This is a genomic window from Mycobacterium sp. FW102-FHT13B02 (genome assembly GCF_058790275.1).
Genome location: NZ_JBYTCM010000041.1, coordinates 1 through 18,426, shown reverse-complemented (window position 1 = coordinate 18,426; position 18,426 = coordinate 1). Strand labels below are relative to the sequence as shown.

At 63.4% G+C, this 18,426-nt stretch carries 22 protein-coding genes and 1 pseudogene; 12 read left to right on the top strand and 11 right to left on the bottom strand.

Features of this window, described 5'->3' with window-relative positions; genetic code table 11:
- Nucleotides 1-34: 34 nt before the first annotated feature.
- The 6 genes from AC3WTE_RS31870 to AC3WTE_RS31845 form a co-directional block, all read right to left on the bottom strand.
- A complete protein-coding gene (locus AC3WTE_RS31870; RefSeq protein WP_492443589.1) occupies nt 35-301 on the bottom strand; it encodes a redoxin NrdH in 267 nt (88 codons plus the stop codon).
- 571 nt (nt 302-872) lie between these two features.
- On the bottom strand, nt 873-2,768 hold the full coding sequence (locus tag AC3WTE_RS31865) for a DNA cytosine methyltransferase (protein WP_492443587.1): 1,896 nt from the start codon (nt 2,766-2,768) through the stop codon (nt 873-875).
- A 156-nt stretch (nt 2,769-2,924) separates the two neighbouring features.
- Nucleotides 2,925-3,572 carry a DUF6349 family protein gene (locus tag AC3WTE_RS31860; RefSeq protein WP_492443585.1) on the bottom strand — a complete coding sequence of 216 codons (648 nt, stop codon included), beginning with the start codon at nt 3,570-3,572 and terminating at the stop codon, nt 2,925-2,927.
- 535 nt (nt 3,573-4,107) lie between these two features.
- Entirely contained in the window at nt 4,108-4,593 is a 486-nt protein-coding gene (locus AC3WTE_RS31855; RefSeq protein ID WP_492443584.1) for a transcriptional regulator, read from the bottom strand.
- Nucleotides 4,590-4,934 (bottom strand): hypothetical protein, encoded by a 345-nt coding sequence (locus AC3WTE_RS31850; RefSeq protein ID WP_492443583.1) that lies wholly within the window; start codon nt 4,932-4,934, stop codon nt 4,590-4,592. Before AC3WTE_RS31850 ends, AC3WTE_RS31855 begins: the two co-directional genes overlap by 4 nt.
- 130 nt (nt 4,935-5,064) lie before the next feature.
- Complete coding sequence (locus AC3WTE_RS31845; RefSeq protein WP_492443581.1) at nt 5,065-5,616, bottom strand: hypothetical protein; 552 nt, start codon at nt 5,614-5,616, stop codon at nt 5,065-5,067.
- Nucleotides 5,617-5,997: 381 nt separating this feature from the next.
- On the opposite strand from AC3WTE_RS31845, the gene AC3WTE_RS31840 reads away from it, so the two are divergent.
- The 3 genes from AC3WTE_RS31840 (at nt 5,998) to AC3WTE_RS31830 (ending at nt 7,146) form a co-directional block, all read left to right on the top strand.
- Nucleotides 5,998-6,402: a hypothetical protein gene (locus AC3WTE_RS31840; RefSeq protein ID WP_492443579.1), complete on the top strand. Its 405-nt coding sequence runs from the start codon at nt 5,998-6,000 to the stop codon at nt 6,400-6,402.
- Between the two features lie 111 nt (nt 6,403-6,513).
- Nucleotides 6,514-6,849, top strand: coding sequence for a hypothetical protein (locus AC3WTE_RS31835; RefSeq protein ID WP_492443577.1), 336 nt, complete (start codon nt 6,514-6,516; stop codon nt 6,847-6,849).
- A 6-nt stretch (nt 6,850-6,855) separates the two neighbouring features.
- Nucleotides 6,856-7,146: a hypothetical protein gene (locus AC3WTE_RS31830; protein WP_492443576.1), complete on the top strand. Its 291-nt coding sequence runs from the start codon at nt 6,856-6,858 to the stop codon at nt 7,144-7,146.
- Here AC3WTE_RS31830 and AC3WTE_RS31825 read toward each other — a convergent pair.
- Complete coding sequence (locus AC3WTE_RS31825) at nt 7,143-7,376, bottom strand: antitoxin VbhA family protein (protein ID WP_492443574.1); 234 nt, start codon at nt 7,374-7,376, stop codon at nt 7,143-7,145. The genes AC3WTE_RS31830 and AC3WTE_RS31825 overlap by 4 nt on opposite strands.
- Nucleotides 7,377-7,650: 274 nt before the next feature.
- Here AC3WTE_RS31825 and AC3WTE_RS31820 point away from each other — a divergent pair, with 274 nt between their 5' ends.
- Both AC3WTE_RS31820 and AC3WTE_RS31815 read left to right on the top strand, forming a co-directional pair.
- Nucleotides 7,651-8,583: a tyrosine-type recombinase/integrase gene (locus AC3WTE_RS31820; protein ID WP_492443572.1), complete on the top strand. Its 933-nt coding sequence runs from the start codon at nt 7,651-7,653 to the stop codon at nt 8,581-8,583.
- A gap of 81 nt (nt 8,584-8,664) precedes the next feature.
- Nucleotides 8,665-8,907 (top strand): hypothetical protein, encoded by a 243-nt coding sequence (locus AC3WTE_RS31815; RefSeq protein WP_492443570.1) that lies wholly within the window; start codon nt 8,665-8,667, stop codon nt 8,905-8,907.
- Here the strand turns inward: AC3WTE_RS31815 and AC3WTE_RS31810 are convergent.
- Both AC3WTE_RS31810 and AC3WTE_RS31805 read right to left on the bottom strand, forming a co-directional pair.
- A complete protein-coding gene (locus AC3WTE_RS31810) occupies nt 8,890-9,582 on the bottom strand; it encodes an XF1762 family protein (RefSeq protein WP_492443568.1) in 693 nt (230 codons plus the stop codon). The genes AC3WTE_RS31815 and AC3WTE_RS31810 overlap by 18 nt on opposite strands.
- Nucleotides 9,583-9,653: 71 nt before the next feature.
- Nucleotides 9,654-10,001, bottom strand: coding sequence for a hypothetical protein (locus AC3WTE_RS31805; protein ID WP_492443566.1), 348 nt, complete (start codon nt 9,999-10,001; stop codon nt 9,654-9,656).
- A 563-nt stretch (nt 10,002-10,564) separates the two neighbouring features.
- On the opposite strand from AC3WTE_RS31805, the gene AC3WTE_RS31800 reads away from it, so the two are divergent.
- A complete protein-coding gene (locus AC3WTE_RS31800; protein WP_492443564.1) occupies nt 10,565-11,539 on the top strand; it encodes a hypothetical protein in 975 nt (324 codons plus the stop codon).
- 35 nt (nt 11,540-11,574) lie between these two features.
- Here AC3WTE_RS31800 and AC3WTE_RS31795 read toward each other — a convergent pair whose 3' ends face one another.
- Nucleotides 11,575-11,799 carry a hypothetical protein gene (locus tag AC3WTE_RS31795; protein ID WP_492443563.1) on the bottom strand — a complete coding sequence of 75 codons (225 nt, stop codon included), beginning with the start codon at nt 11,797-11,799 and terminating at the stop codon, nt 11,575-11,577.
- Nucleotides 11,800-11,927: 128 nt separating this feature from the next.
- Between AC3WTE_RS31795 and AC3WTE_RS31790 the strand changes: the two genes are divergently transcribed.
- The 4 genes from AC3WTE_RS31790 to AC3WTE_RS31775 all read left to right on the top strand — a co-directional run bounded on the left by AC3WTE_RS31790 (nt 11,928) and on the right by AC3WTE_RS31775 (nt 16,929).
- Nucleotides 11,928-13,022, top strand: coding sequence for a phospholipase D-like domain-containing protein (locus AC3WTE_RS31790; protein WP_492443561.1), 1,095 nt, complete (start codon nt 11,928-11,930; stop codon nt 13,020-13,022).
- Nucleotides 13,023-14,593: 1,571 nt separating this feature from the next.
- Nucleotides 14,594-15,574 (top strand): ParA family protein, encoded by a 981-nt coding sequence (locus tag AC3WTE_RS31785; RefSeq protein ID WP_492443559.1) that lies wholly within the window; start codon nt 14,594-14,596, stop codon nt 15,572-15,574.
- On the top strand, nt 15,571-16,209 hold the full coding sequence (locus AC3WTE_RS31780) for a hypothetical protein (RefSeq protein ID WP_492443557.1): 639 nt from the start codon (nt 15,571-15,573) through the stop codon (nt 16,207-16,209). Before AC3WTE_RS31785 ends, AC3WTE_RS31780 begins: the two co-directional genes overlap by 4 nt.
- Nucleotides 16,210-16,689: 480 nt before the next feature.
- A complete protein-coding gene (locus AC3WTE_RS31775) occupies nt 16,690-16,929 on the top strand; it encodes a hypothetical protein (protein WP_492443555.1) in 240 nt (79 codons plus the stop codon).
- A 107-nt stretch (nt 16,930-17,036) separates the two neighbouring features.
- Here the strand turns inward: AC3WTE_RS31775 and AC3WTE_RS31770 are convergent, their stop codons facing one another.
- Nucleotides 17,037-17,507: a hypothetical protein gene (locus AC3WTE_RS31770; protein WP_492443553.1), complete on the bottom strand. Its 471-nt coding sequence runs from the start codon at nt 17,505-17,507 to the stop codon at nt 17,037-17,039.
- Between the two features lie 264 nt (nt 17,508-17,771).
- On the opposite strand from AC3WTE_RS31770, the gene AC3WTE_RS31765 reads away from it, so the two are divergent.
- Nucleotides 17,772-18,071 carry a hypothetical protein gene (locus tag AC3WTE_RS31765; RefSeq protein ID WP_492443551.1) on the top strand — a complete coding sequence of 100 codons (300 nt, stop codon included), beginning with the start codon at nt 17,772-17,774 and terminating at the stop codon, nt 18,069-18,071.
- 85 nt (nt 18,072-18,156) lie between these two features.
- A pseudogene (locus tag AC3WTE_RS31760) lies at nt 18,157-18,426 on the top strand (hypothetical protein); the annotation flags it as partial.

The following is an 18,426-nucleotide window of genomic DNA, read 5'->3' as shown; positions in this document are numbered from 1 at the left end:
CCCGGCGCCCGACCTGCTACAACGGACAACATTGCTACCCAACCAATGTTGCATCAGATGACAATATTTCCTCATTCTGCAGTGCCTTGATCCGGTCGGGGCGGAAGCCTGACCAGTGAGTGTCGCCGGCTACCACGACGGGGGCTTGCAAGTATCCGAGCGCCATGACGTAGTCGCGGGCCTGCGGGTCTTCGGTGATGTCGACTTTCTGGTAGGCGATGCCGGCCTTGTCCAGCGCCTTGTAGGTCGCGTTGCACTGCACGCATGACGGTTTGGTGTAGACGGTGACGCTCGCGCTCATGATGCTCTCCTGAATTTCTGTAGCAAATGGCTTACGCATACATTTATATTAATGCCAGTGGCCTATATTGGCAATAGTAATTGATGAATATCACCTGTGTTATGCGCTCATATTTTATCGCGCTATTCAATTCAGGAGCGGCCTCGCATGAACCGTTGCCCTCGGACTCGTCGCCCCTTTTTCTTGTCCAGGCCATTTCGGGAAACAACCACAAGATCAGCCGCAGCTCACACGCAATAACAACCAGTTGAGACGCTTCGAACGCACCTGGTCGACGCCGCCCGGATGGAGGCACGCCGCGCGGATCCCCGCCCCTGAATCCACTAAAGGTCTAGCTTTGATTACCAGCGCTCCACATCGCCTTGACGGAGTGCGTACACGTCCCCGAACGCACATCCGATAAGGTGGGATAAAGCGTAGCCAGACGCAAATACTAAATTCCTGCTTTGCGCATCTTACAGCCTTCTAGCAAATTTGTTTTTTGCGCGATAGCCAAGGCGTCGCCGGGTACTTCGGGGTGTGCGTCCGGGGACGGGAGAAACTCGGTCATCCCGCCCCCGGGGAAGCTGGTTTAGGCGGCGCGCTCGCCGTGCAGGGCAGCGCGCAGGCGGGAACCGATCCATTCGCCGACCTGCGGGCTCACGGCGTTGCCGTACCCGTCGACCTGGTTACGGGCCGATCCCCAGACCACGAACGTGCCGGTGTAGTCGCCGAAATTCACGTCGAACCCGCATCCCCTGCCGATTTCGTGCGGCGCCATCATGCGGAAATAGCAGTCTTCCAGCCGTAGGTCGGCGAGCATGGCGTGCCATTCGGCGGTCATCAGGGCGGTGGTGTCAGCGGCGGTGACGGTGCCCAGCGGGTCCGACAGCGGGTGTGGAGCTGTCTCGTTCCCGGTTGAGCCGTTCTGCTTGAACCAGCCGCTGAACAGCAACCCTTGCCCGGCCCCATCAGCGACAACCGTTTTGAGTGGTTGATCGAGACCCGACACGCGTCGTTCGACACCCTGGTTGAACTTCATGACGCCCGCTGCGGTGAGAAGACCGGGAATCTGGTCCGAAGTGACGGTCGGCATGGCCTCCGCATGGGTGGTGGGGACGGTGTTCTGGCGGAAGGGGATTACACCGCTGGATAGCAGCCCGAACGCTTCGGAGCCTGCCTGGGTCGGTAGCGGTTGGTCGGCTCCGCGCGGCTCCATGCCTTTGCGAAACGTGGTGATGCCGAGCAGGACGGCGCGTTCGTCGGTCGCAGTCACGGTGGTCTGACCGTTCACGGCGGCCGACGGGGTGAGCAGACCGGTGGTGTTGGTGGCGGGCTGGGTCCACAGCGGTTGGGCAAGGTCGCGGGTGCGGCACTCGGAGCCGGGGTGCTCGAAGCTGTTGGCCATCTGCATGATTGCCCCGGTGGACAGGATGGCGGTCTCCTGCTGGCTGGTCTGGGTTGCCATCGGCTGCCACGGGTGGCGCTCGGAACCATGCAGGGCCTTGGCCGGCATCAACACGGCCGGGAACTCGGCGAAGCGCTGGCGGCACCGCTCGGCGCGGGCCATGGTCGCTGGCGCCAGAGGCTTCGTGCGGTCGCCGATGCGGGTGCCCAGGTTGGTCAGGTCCATCGCAGCCAGCGACGGGGTCATGCGGGGCACCACGGCGCTGCGGCAGGACGGGCACCGGTACTCGTATTGCTTGCCGTATCGGACACTGCCCGTCGGGGGGACTCCGGTCTTCCACGTCCACACCGCCTCAACGATCTTGTCGCAGAATCCGCAGGCGGCCAGGGGCCGGTGATCCAGGTAGGGAGCCGGAATCTTCTTGTCCCAGAACGCGATATAAAGCCTGTCTCGGCTTTGGGGTACACCAAAAAACATGCTGTTCAGGTAAAGCACGCGGTGGGAATACCCAAGAATGTCGAATTGCTTGAGCCACCAGCGATATGTCGAGCCGTCGCCGACCTTGCGCTTGCCCTGGATGGCCGGTCCCCAGGAAGTTAGCTCGGTGGTGCATTCCACGAGGATCAGCCGAGGGTGGTGCTGGGCGGCGTAGTGCAAGACACAGTTGGCGGTGGCCCGGTCGCGCTCGGAGCGAGTGACGCTCTCTTCGAACTCGGGGTCCTCCAGATCGAACAGCGAAAGCCCTTGCTCGTACGCCTTTTTGGTGTTGGCCTGGCTGTGGTTGACGCAGCTGACACCAGCGGCGAGCAGGTCTGCCTTAGGCAGGTCACGCACGGAGTGGTAGTTGGCGGATTCGGTGTCGACCAGGTCGGCGATCCAGTGTTCGACCTCGGGAAAGTTTGCTTCGTGGACCTCGATTTTGAATTTGTCGTGATTCGCGGCGGCTATCGTTGAAAAGCCCGCCGTCTCAATACCTTTCGTCAATCCTCCAAATCCGGAGAAAAGGTCGACGGCGACCAGATCGTCGTGGGCGAAGCGGCGCTTGCCGAGGGCGGGCCGGTGTTCGGCGGTGGCGGTCATCGGGTCACCGCCTGGGCACTGAGTTCTGCTGCTGCGGTGGGGTTTTTCGCTTCATTAGGCATATGCCTAGTCTACTGGGCATATGCCTAATGGGCAAGTGCCTATTAGGCACACTCCTGCCGAATTCCTTTGGGCCACTTACCGTGCCGCCCCTGACTAGTCGTCTTGTTCGCCGCACATGTCATATCCGCCACCGCCGGTGCCGTCGGGGACATGGCGTGTCCCGTACCGTTGGCGACGGGTCCGGATGGGGCCACCTTCTTGCAGCCAGCCAGCGGGATACAGGGTGTCGACTCGCCGCGCCCAGGTGCTCATTGCGTCTTTCTCCTTGGCGCTGTTTCCGGGCTGGGGTCGGCGGGGGACGATCGGCAGAGTGCGCCATCCCGGCCAGGCGTGGTCGTGAGCATCTTCGGCGGCCAGGTTCTCGCAGTCGTGCGCCGGACCTTCCCAGGTGCAGTGCAGGCAGGCCGCCCGGTAGAGGAGGTCGCCGACGCATTCGCAATCGTCGGCGTAGTGGTCGCAGCGCAGCTCGGCGGCCAGGATCGCGGGTCTGCATGCCGCAGTGGGCTCGGGGGTGCGGCCGAACAGTGTGGCGTGCCAGCCGTGCGAGCGTCGGCACGAGTCGAAGTTGTCGTGGGCTTGTTGCCATTGCTCGAACTCGGCGATGCGCGTGAAGTACCCCCGCTGGTCGAGGTCAAAGATAGTGGGGGCCTGGTCCATTCGCGCCTGATGCTGTTCCGCTTCAAGCTCGGCGAACAGATCGAGTTGGGCGTGCGGGGTGGCAGAAGCCGACCTATTAGGCATATGCCTAGTCTAGTGGGCATATGCCTAATAGGCAACTGCCTAACACTGGACCAGAGGTAGGCATATGCCTATACTGCTGGCGTGGAGTTACCTATTGTCGGCGCGGCTGAGATTGCCGAAATGTTGGGCGGTTATAGCCGTCAGCGCGTGTCACAGTTCACCTCGGGCTCCGACTTCCCAGTTCCGTATGCCCGACTGCGGATGGGGTCCGTGTGGCGGTACGACGACGTGACTGACTGGGCGCAAAAGCATGCTTACACGATTCACCCCTTGACGGTCAGCGACGACCGGTCGCCACGTCGGGGTAAAGGCGCCACACCGCCGTAGTCATCACCGGTCGGGGGCTGTTGGGGTGCTTGCGATTTGGCGACTGGTTCACAAGGGTTCGCCGCGATTCCCGACGGCCTGCGGATAAGACTGGCCGTCGCGTTCGGGGTGCTGGATTACCGGATGACCTCGACCGCCTTCAACGCGTAGCTGGCGCATCGCAACAGCGGAGATGCTCCGTCGATCGAAAACATGCCCCACAACTAGCTTAGAGAACGCGGCAGACCAGGATTTCGTGCTCCGGTGGCCGGTGATACCGCAGGTAGGTCAGGCGGTGCCGTCCGTTCTCGATCTGGTCGCCGCAGTAGGTGAACCCGTCCCGCAGCCAATACCCTGCACCCTCGTCCTGACAGACCTGCCTCGACCAGTCGAGCCAGGCCGAGGTGTCCGCCATCGGCGCATTCAGCATCGGCGTTGTGCGAGCGATGGCGGTGGCGGTATCGACCGTCTCGGGTAGATCCGCGCTCCATCGCAGCTGGGTAACCGCATCCATGAAGATCCGGCGATACTCAGCGTCCCCGGAAAGGAATGCGTCCCGGTGCGCTGCCGGCCGGTGGTAGCGCGAATCGCCCAGGTGGCCCTCGAGTTGTTCTCGCAGCTGCCAGTACGGATGCTTCGGGTTCGCGCCTTTGCCTAGCCCTGGCGGCCACGGCAACGAGTCGAGCCGGCGGATCTCGAACACCCACCTGGTCATCGGGGGCGGCCAACCTCACGGGCCGCGGGAACCGGCAGAGACGTAGCGACGTCAGTCCCGGCCTGGCCGAGCGACCCGTCTGCCCGGTGCTGGTCGATCAGGCGTTCCACCAGGTCCTCGGTGTCGTCGGGGTCTGCTCCGGACTGAATGATGGCCACGAGGGCGTCTTCGGCACGCAATTCGTACCGGGCGGCGCGGATGTCGCTGGCACGCGCGTCCTGCACGGCGGTACGGGTGGCGTCTAAGGCGGCTGCGGCCGCGGCCGTGCGGGTATCGGCCAGCCCGCTGATGGTGCGGACATGCGCGGGGGCGGCGATGGTCAGTGACCAGGGCACTGTCATGGTGAGCTTCCTTGCCTTGGTGTATGGGCGTTCTCGTCTGATTCTGCCGGGTCCGAACGACAAAACGCCGGGCCGTTGTCCATCTTGTGGATAACGTGACCCGGCGTCGCGTTCTTGTGGATAACCTCGCTCAGTCACCGGCTGGCGGGGTGTAGCTGCTCAGTGTTGGGTCGTCGGCGAAGTCCGGCCCGTCCAGGCAGACGCTGATCGCGGTGTGGTGCGCGGACCGCAGAAGCGCCGCAGCGCTCAGGCATCCGGCCTGGTCGAGAATCTGAAAAGTCACAGGGCCCATGTGCAGGTCGAGCCAGCGCACTTCGCGCGCCTTGTTTCGCGACAATTCCTGGCGGGGTACCACGGCGTAGGCCGGGCGACGGGTCCAGTCAATCGACACGGTCGTGCGCGCAAACGGTTCGGTGCGGTCGTCGACGCTCATGGCCGGGATGGTGGGCGGAATAAGTGCCATCGCTGAGCGGGCGGTAGCGAAACCTTCGAGAACCCCCTGGCATGCCTGAGCGGAGTACATAGTCATGAGCAGGCCGCCCCACTCGATGCGGATGCGCGCTTCGGGGGTGACCGCCGAATACACGGTGATCTCGCCAGTGTGTTCGCCCTGCACCCGAATGATGGTGTGGGTGATGAGCGCTGCGGGCGTCGGGTTGAGGTCGATGGTTCGCTGGATCATGATTCCCCCTCGTGTGGATTCTACTGGTTATAGGTACCACTATATCGCGTAATCTGTTGTGCTGCAACATATTTGGTGTATATTCCCGGTCCCGATTCGGTGGCCGAACGGGGCTCTCGTTCGGTACCGCGGCACACACTCTCCCCTCCAGGCATTGCACTGCCGACCCTGTACACACCGGCACTCCAGGGCTTTTGTGCCGGGACAGATTCGGGCGCCAGGCGCACCCAACGTCCTCGATGCACGGAGCTAACCGGTAAGGCCCGGCGGCGCACCAATCGAACCCGGCGAGCAATGACCGATGCGTAAGCCCATCGGTCCGTCTTAGCGTTGAACCCCAGTACATCCCGAACCACAACAAGCACGGAGGGGACTTCACCGATGGTCACCAAAGCCCAAGTTTTCATGGTCGGCGACCAGCTGCTTTTCACCGTCTTGGGACTGCTAGTTGTGTGGTGGTGCCTCGCGGGTACTCGTCGCATGAAGCTCGCGGCCCGCGAGCGCGACATCGGGCCGGCCTTGGCCCGCTTTGCGGCCTCGTTCTCTGCCTTCGCGTTTATCGTTAACGCAAAAGGCCTGATCATCCAGCCGGACTACCGGCTCCACACTCGGCTCGACGCGGCCGCCGTTACCGCAGAATGGGTGCGGGAACACGTCGCGGCACCCTTCCTGGTTTTGTCCAGCGTTATCGCCGTGTGTGTCCTGCTAGCGACTCTGCTCTCTTCCCTGCGGCCAGGCCATCCAAGCCTCGACGTACCTGTCGACGCCGCAGAAATCCACCAGTAGGACCCGCCGGCGATCAGGCGCTGTGACAATGATTCGGGCGACGCGGTGAGGCCGTCGAGCGAAGGCCGTTCGCTGACGGCAGCGACATGCTCGACGGTCACCGAACGCGACATGCTCGATCTGCTCTTGGCCCGCTACACCGCGATCCGCCGTGGGACGATCGCCGACCGGTGGACCCGCGCCGAGCACGTTGCCTCAGACCTTGGCCACCGCCGAACAGGGGTCACGAAAATCGCCGATTTCATCGCTGCCGATAAGTATCCCGGCGTGCCCTACGGATCCGCACTCGCTTTCCATGGGCACGAAGTGAAAGTGTCACGTGCAGACTGGCTTTCAGAACTTCGCGATCTAACGAAGTCGGACGCCATCAAGCGCTACATGCACCACTGGTGGCTGGTGATTTCTGATCCTGGCATCGTGCGCGGTGAGGAGCTACCCGCCGACTAGGGCCTCATGGTCAAGTCGGGTAGCCGACTACGGGCCGTGATCGCCGCGCCACGGCTGGACCCCGACCCGCTGCCTGCCGACCTGTCCATATCGCTCATGGCCGCCGCAGCCCGCACGGCGCACCGCGATCCGCTGCGCCGTGATGCACCAACGGTCTGGTTGGACTCATCGGCGACGTGGAAAAGTCACGCAGACCGTCGCTGCGGCTTCTGTGGTGAGCCGTCTCCGTGCGTGACCCACCAACCTCGCCAGTGCGACAGTCACCTCGACGCGCACCCCGACCACCCGATCACCTAGCTTTTGCTCGCGTACCTGCCGATGATGCGTCGGCGGCATTCGTCACCATCGAGCCGCCCTGCGGCCAGTTCGATCAGGTCCACGACGGACTCGCGGCTCGGTATGTCGCCTTCGATCAGGCCGCTGACGATCACGTCGAACACTGCCCGACGAGCCTGCGGCGTCAAGTCACTGCCCTGTAGCAGTGCGACGAGGTCGTAGGCGTCCTGGTCGGAACTTCCGCCACTCACGGAGCCATTCTATCGCCCAGACCTGTTCCGTCACTGTGACGCACCTCGTGCCGTGTCACAGGAAAGTCACTGTCGCACTGCGATTTTGGAAATTTCTACACATAAGACGCATTATCCATTCTTTTCTGGATACGGTGAGATGGTGCCCCAACACCGCCCATCGGGCCAGTCTCCCGGCGACGACGCCGACCCAGGCGCACCAGGTGCGGCCGTCCCCGACTGGTTCACCGCGTTCCTGCAGGACCGGCAGACCCGTAAGCCGTCGGCGCACACCATGAAGGCCTACCGGCAAGATTTCCTTGCGATCGCCTCGGCGGTCAGCGGCGGCCGACCTGCCGACATGAATGTGGCTGACATAACGAAAGATTCGATGCGTCGCGCGTTCGCCGACTACGCCAAACGCCATGAGGCCGCGTCGATCAGTCGCTGCTGGTCCACCTGGAACGTATTGTGCACCTTCCTGTACAACGCCGAGCAGCTCGACGCGAACCCGATGTCGCTGATCGGCCGGCCCAAGCTCAACAAGACACTGCCCAAGGCACTCCCCCGCGCTGCAGTCACCACCTTGCTCGACACGGTTGCCCGGGACGCCGACTCCACCAACAAAACCGTATGGGCGGAAAGGGATTTGGCGCTCATCTTGACCAGCTTGTTGGCCGGTCTGCGCGCCCAGGAGATGGAGATCCTCGATATCGGAAACATCCGCACCGTCGCCGACGGAGGCGCAGTCGTTCATGTCACCGGCAAAGGCGGTAAAGACCGCAGCATCCCCATCGAAGCCCCATTGCTGGCCGTGATCGAATCCTATCTGGATAGTCGTGCCGTTCGGTTTCCGGATACGACCAAACGCTCGGCTAAAGCAGGGGTTACGGGGTTGGCCCGATGGCCCGCCAATGCCCCCGTGTTCGTCGGACGCGACGGCCGGCGCATAACGCGCGGCACCCTGCAATCCCGGGTGAAGCGGGCCTTCAAGTTGGCCGGGCCCGATGCACAGCCGATCCCGGGAGCGCTCGTGCACGGCTTCCGGCACACTTACGCCACCGAACTGGCCAATGCTGAGGTCAGCGTCTACACGCTAATGAAGCTGCTTGGCCATGAATCGATGTCCACGTCCCAACGTTACGTCACCGCCGCCGGTGCTGAAACACGAAGGGCGGCAGCACAAAACCCACTCTACGAACTCGTTCGCGACGTCAACCAGCTTTGAATTTCGCGGTAGGGGTGCACGGGTGCGGGCCGCCGCAAAATAGCGGGCCGACCATACCTCGGCCCGCCCTACGCTTGAAAGATGAACAATCGCACGCCAATCGATTCAATCGAGCAGCTCTTAGACAGGGTTGAACTACACATCCTGCTGCACGGACATTACGTTTCAAATGTGCACACCGAGGATAGCCTCGGTTACATCATGCAGGCCAGGAACCTGTTGCCTATCGGCTCCACACCACAGGTCTTGAGGTCAGCGCTGGGACTGGCACGCCAAGCAGTGGCCATGCTGAACGGAACGACCGACTCACCCGAAAAGGGTTAATTCACTCTGGCTTTCGGTCACTACAAGGGGTTCCGGCTCAACCCGCCGCCGTTTGCGCCGGGCCCGTTGCCGGCACGTATCAGAGCAGGTGCGGCGCGGTCGGCCGGTCTTTGGTTGAGACAGCTCGCCGCCGCACTGCGAACAGACACGGGGCCGGAGGGTTTCGTGACTTTCCTCTGGCGTTTCGTGACATTGTGCCAGCGGCTCACCACGAAGCCACAGAACGCGCCCGACATCGATCGGGTGGGCTGCGACCCGGCGCCGACTTGGACGGTCCCAGCCTGGGTGAGCCTTACGTCGAGCGACGGGTGTGAAGCCGGCCGCACGCAATGATGCGCCCGTTTCGCCGTCCTGCGTGTAGGTGATGACGCGGCGGGCACCGAGTTCACGGCAGATGCGCCACACCGCTCCGTAAAGGGCCGAGTTGGCATTGCGTGTTCCGTCGGTGCAGGTTCGGCTGACTTCGAGAGTGTCACCGCCGTCATCGAACAGTCGGGCTACAGGGCGACTAACAATTGCGACACCCACCAGATCGTCGGTGCCCTTGACGCGGACACCTATCGACAATTTGTGGCCTACGGGACGTCCGTGATGGCGGTGGTGTCGTTCGACGAAAGCCTGGGCCTCACGCAACGTGATGACCTTGGTAGTGAGGCGTAGTCCGCGGCTACTCATTTGTGGGCCTCCGAGTGATCGGTCGGGTTGTCGTCGGCCCATACCCCGCAACGACTTTCATGGAACCGCCCCTATACACCGGGCAGTGTGACACGCCCGAAACGGCGTTCTATAGCTGCGTTGATCGCGGGATCGGAGCAGGCCGCCGTGCGAACTGTCGTGGCCGGGACGCCCAGGAACTCGGCGGCAACACGGGCTGCATCTACTCCCTGGCCGCGGGCGAACAGTTTCACCGTCCTACCGCCATCTTGAATGTGCACGTCCCAGTCGTCGGCCCAGAACTCGGTATACACACCGTCTTTCTCGACTACCAGCCGGGTTACCGACCCAAGTGCGTCCCGGCCCTTCGCGGTTGCTGCCTCGTCCGAACGGTATGCCACCATCCACGACGGATCAGGTGACGCTTGCTTGTGTTCCATCTCGGGATCCACCTCGTTCTCGGCCGCCGGGCGGCCGACTCCCCGAACCGATCTGGAGGTTAGGGATGTGCCGGGGAGGCTCGACGTGCCCTCTCTGTCCTGATGTTTCGGAGTTTTGCACGGGGCCACCGGCGATGCGCGACGGTCATTCCGCACGGGTGCGTCGCCAATCGATCGGCCGCCGAGTTGCGGCGGGTGTTCCCCGGCGCGGCGGCGGCGGCGGCGACGGCACACACACACTCAGGCCCGGCGTGAATCGAGCAAGTTCCGTTTCGTTCTTTCGTTTCGTTTCGTTTCGTTATGTCACTATTGTCTATTGATGACGTAACTCGTACCATCGGCATATGGGTGGCGTCATCGAACCGTCGAGTGATTCCCCGCGGGACCGGTGCAGCTACCCGGGATGCACGCGGCCGCGGCTTCCGGATCCGGCGACTGGTCGGCCGATGCGGTACTGCGGCGAGGCTGACGAGCCCGGCGGTCAGGTCCACAACCGTGCGACAGCCTTCAAGGCGCGGCGGGCTCAACAGGGTGGCGGTGTCGTCACTGAGGACGAGTCTGGTGTGACCGCTCCCGTGTCTATGGCCCGTGCAACGCTCGGTCAGCAGCTCACTGAACTGCCCACTCGGTTGGCCGACCTGTGCCAGTACCTAGACGGAGTGGTAGCGGTCATTCGCGACGCGGGCGACATCGAGGCGGCCGGCGCCGAGGTCGAGGACGCGCACCGGGACGCGCTCACCAAAATCACCGAGGCTGAGGGGCGGGTCGTCGCCGCCGAGCGTGCGGCCCGGGCTGCTGGCAAGCGGGCCGATGAGGCTGAGCGTGACCGTGAAGAAGCCGACCTCCTCGCCGAGGATGCCTCGACGGAGGCAGCCCGGATCCAGGCACAAGCCCGGGCGGACATCGAGAGCGTCCGCACAGAGGCGGATGCGGCCATCGGCCGAGCAGAGCAAGTGCTGGCTCAGGCGGTCGCCGAGCATGAAGCCCAACTCGCCGAGCGTGATGCCGACCTGGAGCGAGCACGGCAGGAGGTCAGTGCGGCCCAAGTGGAGTCGTCGGCGGCAGTGGCAGCGCAGCGAGCGGCTGACGCGGCCGCGGACCGCGAGCGCGAGACCGTCGCACAGTTGCGGCGTGAACTGGATCAGGCGCGGCGGGAATTCGACGAGGCCCGGCAACACCTACAAGGTGAAGTCGATTCGGCCCGCGCTGAGGCGCAGCGCGCGGCGGCTGAAACCGCCTCTGTCCGTGTGGAGTTGGCAACGGCGCAGGCTGGTGTACAGGCAGCGGTGCGGGCGGCCGAAATGGATCGCGCGGCGGTGGTGTCGCTTACGGGTGACCTGGAGCGCCAGCGCGCGGAGTCGCAGGCCGAACGTGAGGCACTGCGCCAGAGCCATGCTGAGCAGCTGGCCCAGGCCCACCGCAGTGCGGATGAGCGGGTCAGCGCGCTCAACGAGGCACTGTCGGTGTACCGAACCCAGCTCGCGCCACCGAAGGCGCCGCGGGCGACGCCCCGAAAAGGCACGTCAGCGTCGGAGTGACCGATACCGGCGGCGGTTCCACTCCCCTGCCGCGTTCAGCACGGCGGATACGGGTCCGCGCGAACAACGGCGTCGATGCCGGCCAGCAACTGCTGGCTTGCCTGCAGGAATGTCGCCAGCTTTAGCGGGTCGTCGGTACGGCGGCCTGCGTTGTCGGCCTGGATCCTTTCCCACTGGGCTTTCAGGGCGGCGAGCTGGTCGGAGGATTCTTGCGTGCCGACTCTTTGGTCGGCCTCGCCGACTAGCTGCGTAATGGTCATGCGTAGGTCCATATTGTGATCGTTGTGGCCGCCACGACGGTTCTCAAGAGGACTCCCGGCGGCCGAACGTCAAGGTTCGGTGCCAATGACCATCGATTGCACCCATGGCTGGTAGTTAGCGTTCGGACATGGCGCAACCGAGACGTGCTGGGGTCCTTCCGGATGCAACAAGCCGGACCCGCGGCCCGGTGTGTTCAAGGGCGTTGCGGCGCGGAGCTGCTGCGGTGGCGCTGCTGGCACTGGTCTCTGGCTGCGGACCGCTCGATGCCACGGCCGCCTCCCCCGGTCCGTCAGGTGTCAGTGCGGCTGACGGACCGTACCGGGTGTTTCAGGAGCCAGACGCTGGCATCGCCCCGCTGGTCGATCTGATCGGCCTGGCCAAGCAGACGTTGCGTTTGGCGATCTACGAATTGGCCGATTCGGAAGTGGTCCAAGCCCTGCTCGACGCGCGGGGCCGGGGCGTCGCGGTCCATGTACTCCTTGACGCCGCATACCACGGCCAGGCGACGAACACTGGCGCCTACGAACGCCTGACGGCAGGTGGCGTCGCCGTGCAGTGGGCTTCGCCGACAGTGCTTTTCCATGAGAAGGTGCTGGTCCAGGACGATGCCGCCGCCCTTATCGGCACGGGAAACGTCTCGAAAAAGTACCGAGCGACCTCCCGCGACTTTTGGATTGAGGATCGGCGGGCGGACGAAGTTGCCGCGATTGCCGCGACCATCGACCAGGACATGCGTCGGGGTCGCGGTGATCGGCTGGCGCCGGCGGTGGCGGCGGGTGCCCTTGTCTGGTCTCCGGCACGTGCCGATGTGCTTCGCCTGATTGCCGATGCCCGACAGAACCTCGATCTGATGACCGAGGAGTTCACCGATCGGGCGGTCGCCGCGGCGGTGGCCCGGGCCGCGGCCCGCGGTGTACGTTGCCGGATCGTCATGTCCGACAACCCGGCGTCAACGGAGGTCGTCTCACGGGTGGTCGCCGCCGGCTGTGTTGCCCACGTGTACCCAGTGACCAGTGCAGGCCTCTATTTCCACGCCAAGCAGTTGCGGGTGGATGGCACTCTTCTGATCGGCAGTCAGAATCTCTCACCGACTAGCTTGCTCTCGAACCGTGAACTCTCGGTCAGGTTGACCGCCGCCGCTGCGCCGAATGTTCTTGCCGCGGTCGCCGCGGCGTTCGAGCGGGACTTCAAGGGTCAAACAGAATCCGCGGCCAGCCACTGAACCACCTGGGGACAAGCGGGTACCCGTCGTCTCTCGGCACCCGCATCCGGTCTCCTGGACGGCCCGGTGGCCCCGCGCACCATGCCGTCGGAACCGGACCTCGGGCACTCGGGGTCGCGGTGGCCTGTCAAGGCTGACACGCGCAAGGCGGGCTGTGATAGTCCGTGGTCCGTGGCACGTCCCGGCCCCTCCCCCACCGCGCAGCTTGGCCTCGTTGACCTGGGACAGGTGGCTCACGACCCTGGTACCGGCTCAGCGCACGCACCCGCGATAGTCGGCCGCCGGGACGCAGGTGCGTGCCCCAGCGGCCAAATGAGGCCTGTTTAACGACAGGTGCGCGATTTGGCGCGGTAGCAGAGGAGCGCAAAAGTCCTGGTCAGCGGCCCCGGTCCCCTTGACGTCTCGAATGGCCGCGTTATGGCGTACATATGGTTGGCGGGATCGTGGGCAGCGTCTGCGGGGGAATTCCTCGACGCACCTGGCTCCGTATGTGATCAGGAATGCCATAAGCGATTAGATACGCAAGGGTGTAGTCAACCTGTTCACTGGTATATCCCCTCGCCTGGTCCCAGGTACTGGACAAGACAGCATGCAGCGTTCCAACCAGAGTGTGTTCATCTGTTTGGTGACGCGCCGATATCCAGGCATGACGACAGATATCTATTGCAGGTTGGCGTGGGGTTGTTGGGTCGATATGGCGTGCAACGGTTCGTCGTGGTTGGTGTCGCGTAATTGACAACGTCACGGCTCGGATATCGATCGATGCCCGAGGATCAACGCTATAGAGCGTGGCCCAGCGGATATGAGCTGCGGGGCGCGGCCCTGCTGTGCGATGTGCACGCCGCCATACCGCTGGCGCGACAGGCACCCGCGCGACACGCCGAGTGGTGAAAAATATTTTTCTGCAAATTCGTAGTGGTGCTGCGCTCCAGGTGCATGCCCACATTGGCTGGCTTATCTGATTGCTGGCATGTGCAACAATATGTGCACAGGTGCGTTCCTCATGGATACAGTCACGGTGTGCACCCCAGTGATGCGGGCTATGAATCGGATGTAGCACACAATATGTACCAATACCCGACATCAGGTATTGAGTCAGGTATTGGCGCAGGCGGTTATGCGGGCTGGCTGGTACACGGCGCGCATCGTTTGAAGTGCAGTGATACGCCACGGTCGGCTGCGGATTACCCGCCATACCGAGGTGTACACGGTGTGCGAAATCGCTTGGCCAGCTCGTGTCAGCACAGGCAGCCACACCATTCGCCGCATGTGCTGCATCGTCAGCGGTCACATGGATCAAGCTGTGGCGGCTGGCGCCTGCGGACAAATGCTGACCGGGGTGTGGAGCCAGGCCTCGTTTGCTGCATCGACTATCACGATGGCCGCTGCATGGTTGGCAGTTGACAACACCGTGGGGTGCAGTGGGGGAGTGTGGGCACGTCGTACCGCGTGCGGGACCGCGGCGCGCCATAGACTCTGCAGGCTGTGAGAGCGCATGGTGTGCAGGGCCCTGGTGGGCGTTGCGTGACAGGCGCGCAGAATCCCCGACTCTGGCAGAGTGAGGCGTCCGCATGACGAGAAGCGTAGCTGCATGGGATAGCGATGGGCCGGTAGAACCCGCCGTGAATTGGGCTCGACTCGGCAATGTTTATTTGTTCGCGAACGGTAAGGGCGGGGTCGGAAAGTCGACATGCTCGACGCACGGAGCGGCCCTGGTCGCTTCCGACGGAGCGCGTGTTTTGTTGGTCGACCTCAATGGCCAAGGCAACGTCGCGAACATGTTGGGCTTCGCAAATACCGATGCCGACGATAAGGGCCGAAACTTGTACAGCGCGATCACGGCGGGCGCGGCCCTGACGCCCGTGCGTGACGTTCGGCCGCGACTTGATGTCGTGCCCGGCGGTCCGTTTGTCCGTCGGATCGCACCGGTGATGGCCGCAGAAATGGGCAGTCCGCAGGCGGCCAAGCAAGTTCTGATGTCGCTCGCGCTTGCCTTGCAGCAGATCAGTGACCAGTACGGGCTGATCTTCATCGACTCACCGCCGGAGAATCAACTCCTGCTGCAGGCCGCGCTGTGTGCAGCCAGGTTTGTGGTGGTGCCGATGAAAACGGACGACTTGTCCAGGACCGGCCTGCGAGAGCTTGCCGGTGATCTGCGGGCGGCGCGTGAGCACAATCCGTACGTGATGTTGTTGGGGTGCTTTCTATTCGCCTCCGGCTATTCGTCGCACAAGATTCGCGAAGAGATGGCCACCAATATCGCCGCCGACCTCGGCCAGAATGAGGATGTGATGCTCAAGGCCTTCATCCGGCATTCGGAAGCCGTGGGCCGAGACGTACCTAAGTTCGGGCGGCTGGCGCACGAACTTGAGCAGGAAATCGTGAACAACCCAAGCCGATCTGCGATCCGGCGAGGCAAAGCCGACGCCAAAGCCGTGGTGAGTTCCACATCGGCGAGCGTCGCAGGGGACTTCGCGAAGTTGACGCGCGAAATCCTCACCCGCGGCAACAAGATCCGCACCACCATGATTGAAGAAGGAGATTGGCCGTGAGCAAGCTGACCCCACAGGAGCTTCCTGCAGAAAACCTCGGAGACATCACGAAGCCGGGTCGCGGCACCGGCCTGGCCGGCCTCGTGCCACAGGCACAGTCTCCGGAACCGAGCGCACCGGCACCTGTGCCGGGGCCCGCCCCGGCAGAAGTTTCCCCGCCTGTGCGGCCGTTGACCGCGGTGGCTCCGCTGGTTGAGGAGCCGGTTCCGGCGGTCGAGCGGCCCGCGCGTAGGCCGGGCCGGCCGCGTACTCGGTCCAAGCCCTCGACGGCGGTATATGTCAGCGCCGGGGTGAAGGCGCGGTTTGAAAAGTACCGGCACTCCACGAAATCGACGAACCTGGACGTTGTTCTGGAGGCGATCAGCGCCAAGCACCAGGCCGGCGAGCTCGCCGAGATTATCGACAAGAGCCGGTATTCGACTGCCCGAACCAACGCGCTGTTCCCGTCCGATCCATCGGCCGTGCGATACCTGGGCGGGGGGAGCAGCCAAATCGCGTTCTCGCCGACCGCTGAGCAGGACCGGGTTATCGACGCGATCGGCGCGGAACTGGGCTTCAACACCCGATCGACCTGGATTGCCCCGGTGCTCAACGCATTTCTGCCCGGGCGTCGGGACACCGGGCCGGGCGCCTAGGCGTGGTGTACCACCACAGTTAGACGCCAGCAGCCACCGACGGTTTGTCAGTGGGCAGGCGCATGATGCGTGCACACCCATGAACGTAAGGACGCAAAATGCTCGGGAGAACGCTCGCAACCAGTGCCGCTCTATGCATCCTCGCCGGCCTCGTAGTCGGCAGCCTTGTCATAGCTGCGGGAGTTCCGATCGGTTGGGCCGTCGCCGTAGTCGGTGCCGGACTTTCGGCACTGCCACCGGCTGGCTCCTGACGCGCAACTGAGAGGCCGGGCTGGGTGATAGGCGAGATCGAAGCACGTAACGATCCCGCTGAGGCAGTCTGAGAGGTGGCCACACCGGACTGGCCACCGGCGGCAGCAGGGACCAAGAACGATCGTGTTGCCGGGTGAGCTCGACACGACCGGCACGTGATTGGCGACACGCCGATCCGGTCGCAAAGGTGATTCGACAAGGCGCACAAAATCTTTCACGCTGTGGGCCATGATTGAAACCACACCTGCTGCATTCATCCCAGCGCCCGCCGGACTGACCTTGGTCTTCGAGGACGGTCGGGCATTCCCGATCATCGGCTTCGAGTACGGATCAGAACGCAACGCCACGTTGTACCTGAACGAGTTCGGGGACCTCACGTCGTACGACAAGGACAAAACTGGCTGTGCGGTGCCGGTAGGGATGTCGGCGGCCTGGGTGCCCGAGTTTTTCGTGCCTCTCGCGCAGTGATACACCTTGCGCTCTGACCGATCCATGAAATCGGTTGGCGCGCAGGATATATAGCGACGGTTTCCGGGGTAGCCCAGGAGTCGGGTCGGGGCAACCGTCCGCCGACGTTAGTCCCGGGGCGGCGTTTTGGAGACGCGACTCAATGACGTGATGGTCTGGCTAAGCGCGGCGACTTGGTCCAGGAGCTCATTGCGATCGTGTTCGAGTCGATCAACCTGTGCTTGCAGTTCCTGTTCGCGACGTCGTGATGCTTCCAGGTCCGCGCCTTGCAGCAGGAGAAGTTGTTCGAGGTCTTGTGTCGGGCCGGCGGTCGCCGGCGGCCATTTGCCGATGGTCTGCAGATGTCGCTCGAAGGCGTCGGCGATGAGAAACCATGTGTCGGCACCTTGACGGCCCGAGATGTGTCCTCGTTCGCTTTCCACGGGGGAGTTCTCGCGGCTGGCCAGTTCGGTCGCCCAGCGTTGTGTGCGCCCGGCCAGGTGTGCGGCTTGCACAGCGAGGTAGGCGCGGCGCCCGGATGGACTGATCACCTCGCCGTATTCGCCCTCGGGCCACGGCGTTCCCGCTGGGCCGCTCACCGTGTGGACTCTAACCTATTTCCGGAATACTTCCGCGTACACGTGGCCATATTTCCGCAATAACGGCGGCCCGTTTCCGGAATGCCGTGTTTTTGACACGCCGCGAGGTTCTTTCCGGAATAGATTCGCGTGCCCTAAACTGTCAACAACGGTCAATGGCATGTGTGACCTGGGATGATCTGGAAATCTGCGCAGGCAGTCCATTCCGGAATCTTTCCGGAATAACGCGCCAGCTGATCGGTCGACGATGGGAACGGAAGCAGAATGGCTGACAACTCCAGCGCCGCAGTCCTCGATGACGCGGCTGCCCGCCGTAAGCGCCGCCAAGGGTCGGAGACCCGGGACATGAGTGGGCTGTTACGTGTGCGCTGCCACGCGGACCAGCTGAAGGCGCTTAACGCGCAGGCCGGTAAGCGCCTACCGACCTTGATCCGCCAGTACGCCGACCTGCTCACTGAGCTGTTGCCGGTAGCAGACGCGAACGGTGTCGATCCGGTTGAGTTGATCCGGCAGACGGCGGCCGCCTTGCTCGATGATGAGCTGCAGCACAAGCAGGCCTCGTAGCAGCTTCGGGGCTGGGCATGAGCCGCTGGTAACGGTTCGGCAAATCTGATGACCATGGCGTCAATACGTCGGATAGCGTGCGGCTATGGCCCGCCGATCCCCCTGGATGAATGAGAAAGCCGCGCTGCTCGTTCATCTGCTTCACGACCGTTATGACCTCACCATCAGCGAGGATGTCGCGCGCGAGGATATTTCCAAACATGTGGACCTGGTGGCCGCGATGATGCGTATTGGCCGACAGGCTGCAAAGCCATACGTCACGGACGACACGATTAGTTGGCTAAGTCCCCTGGGGTGGTGGGAATTCGGGGACGGGGCTGAGGTGGGCGGAGATGTTCAGGCCGTGTCGGTGCCG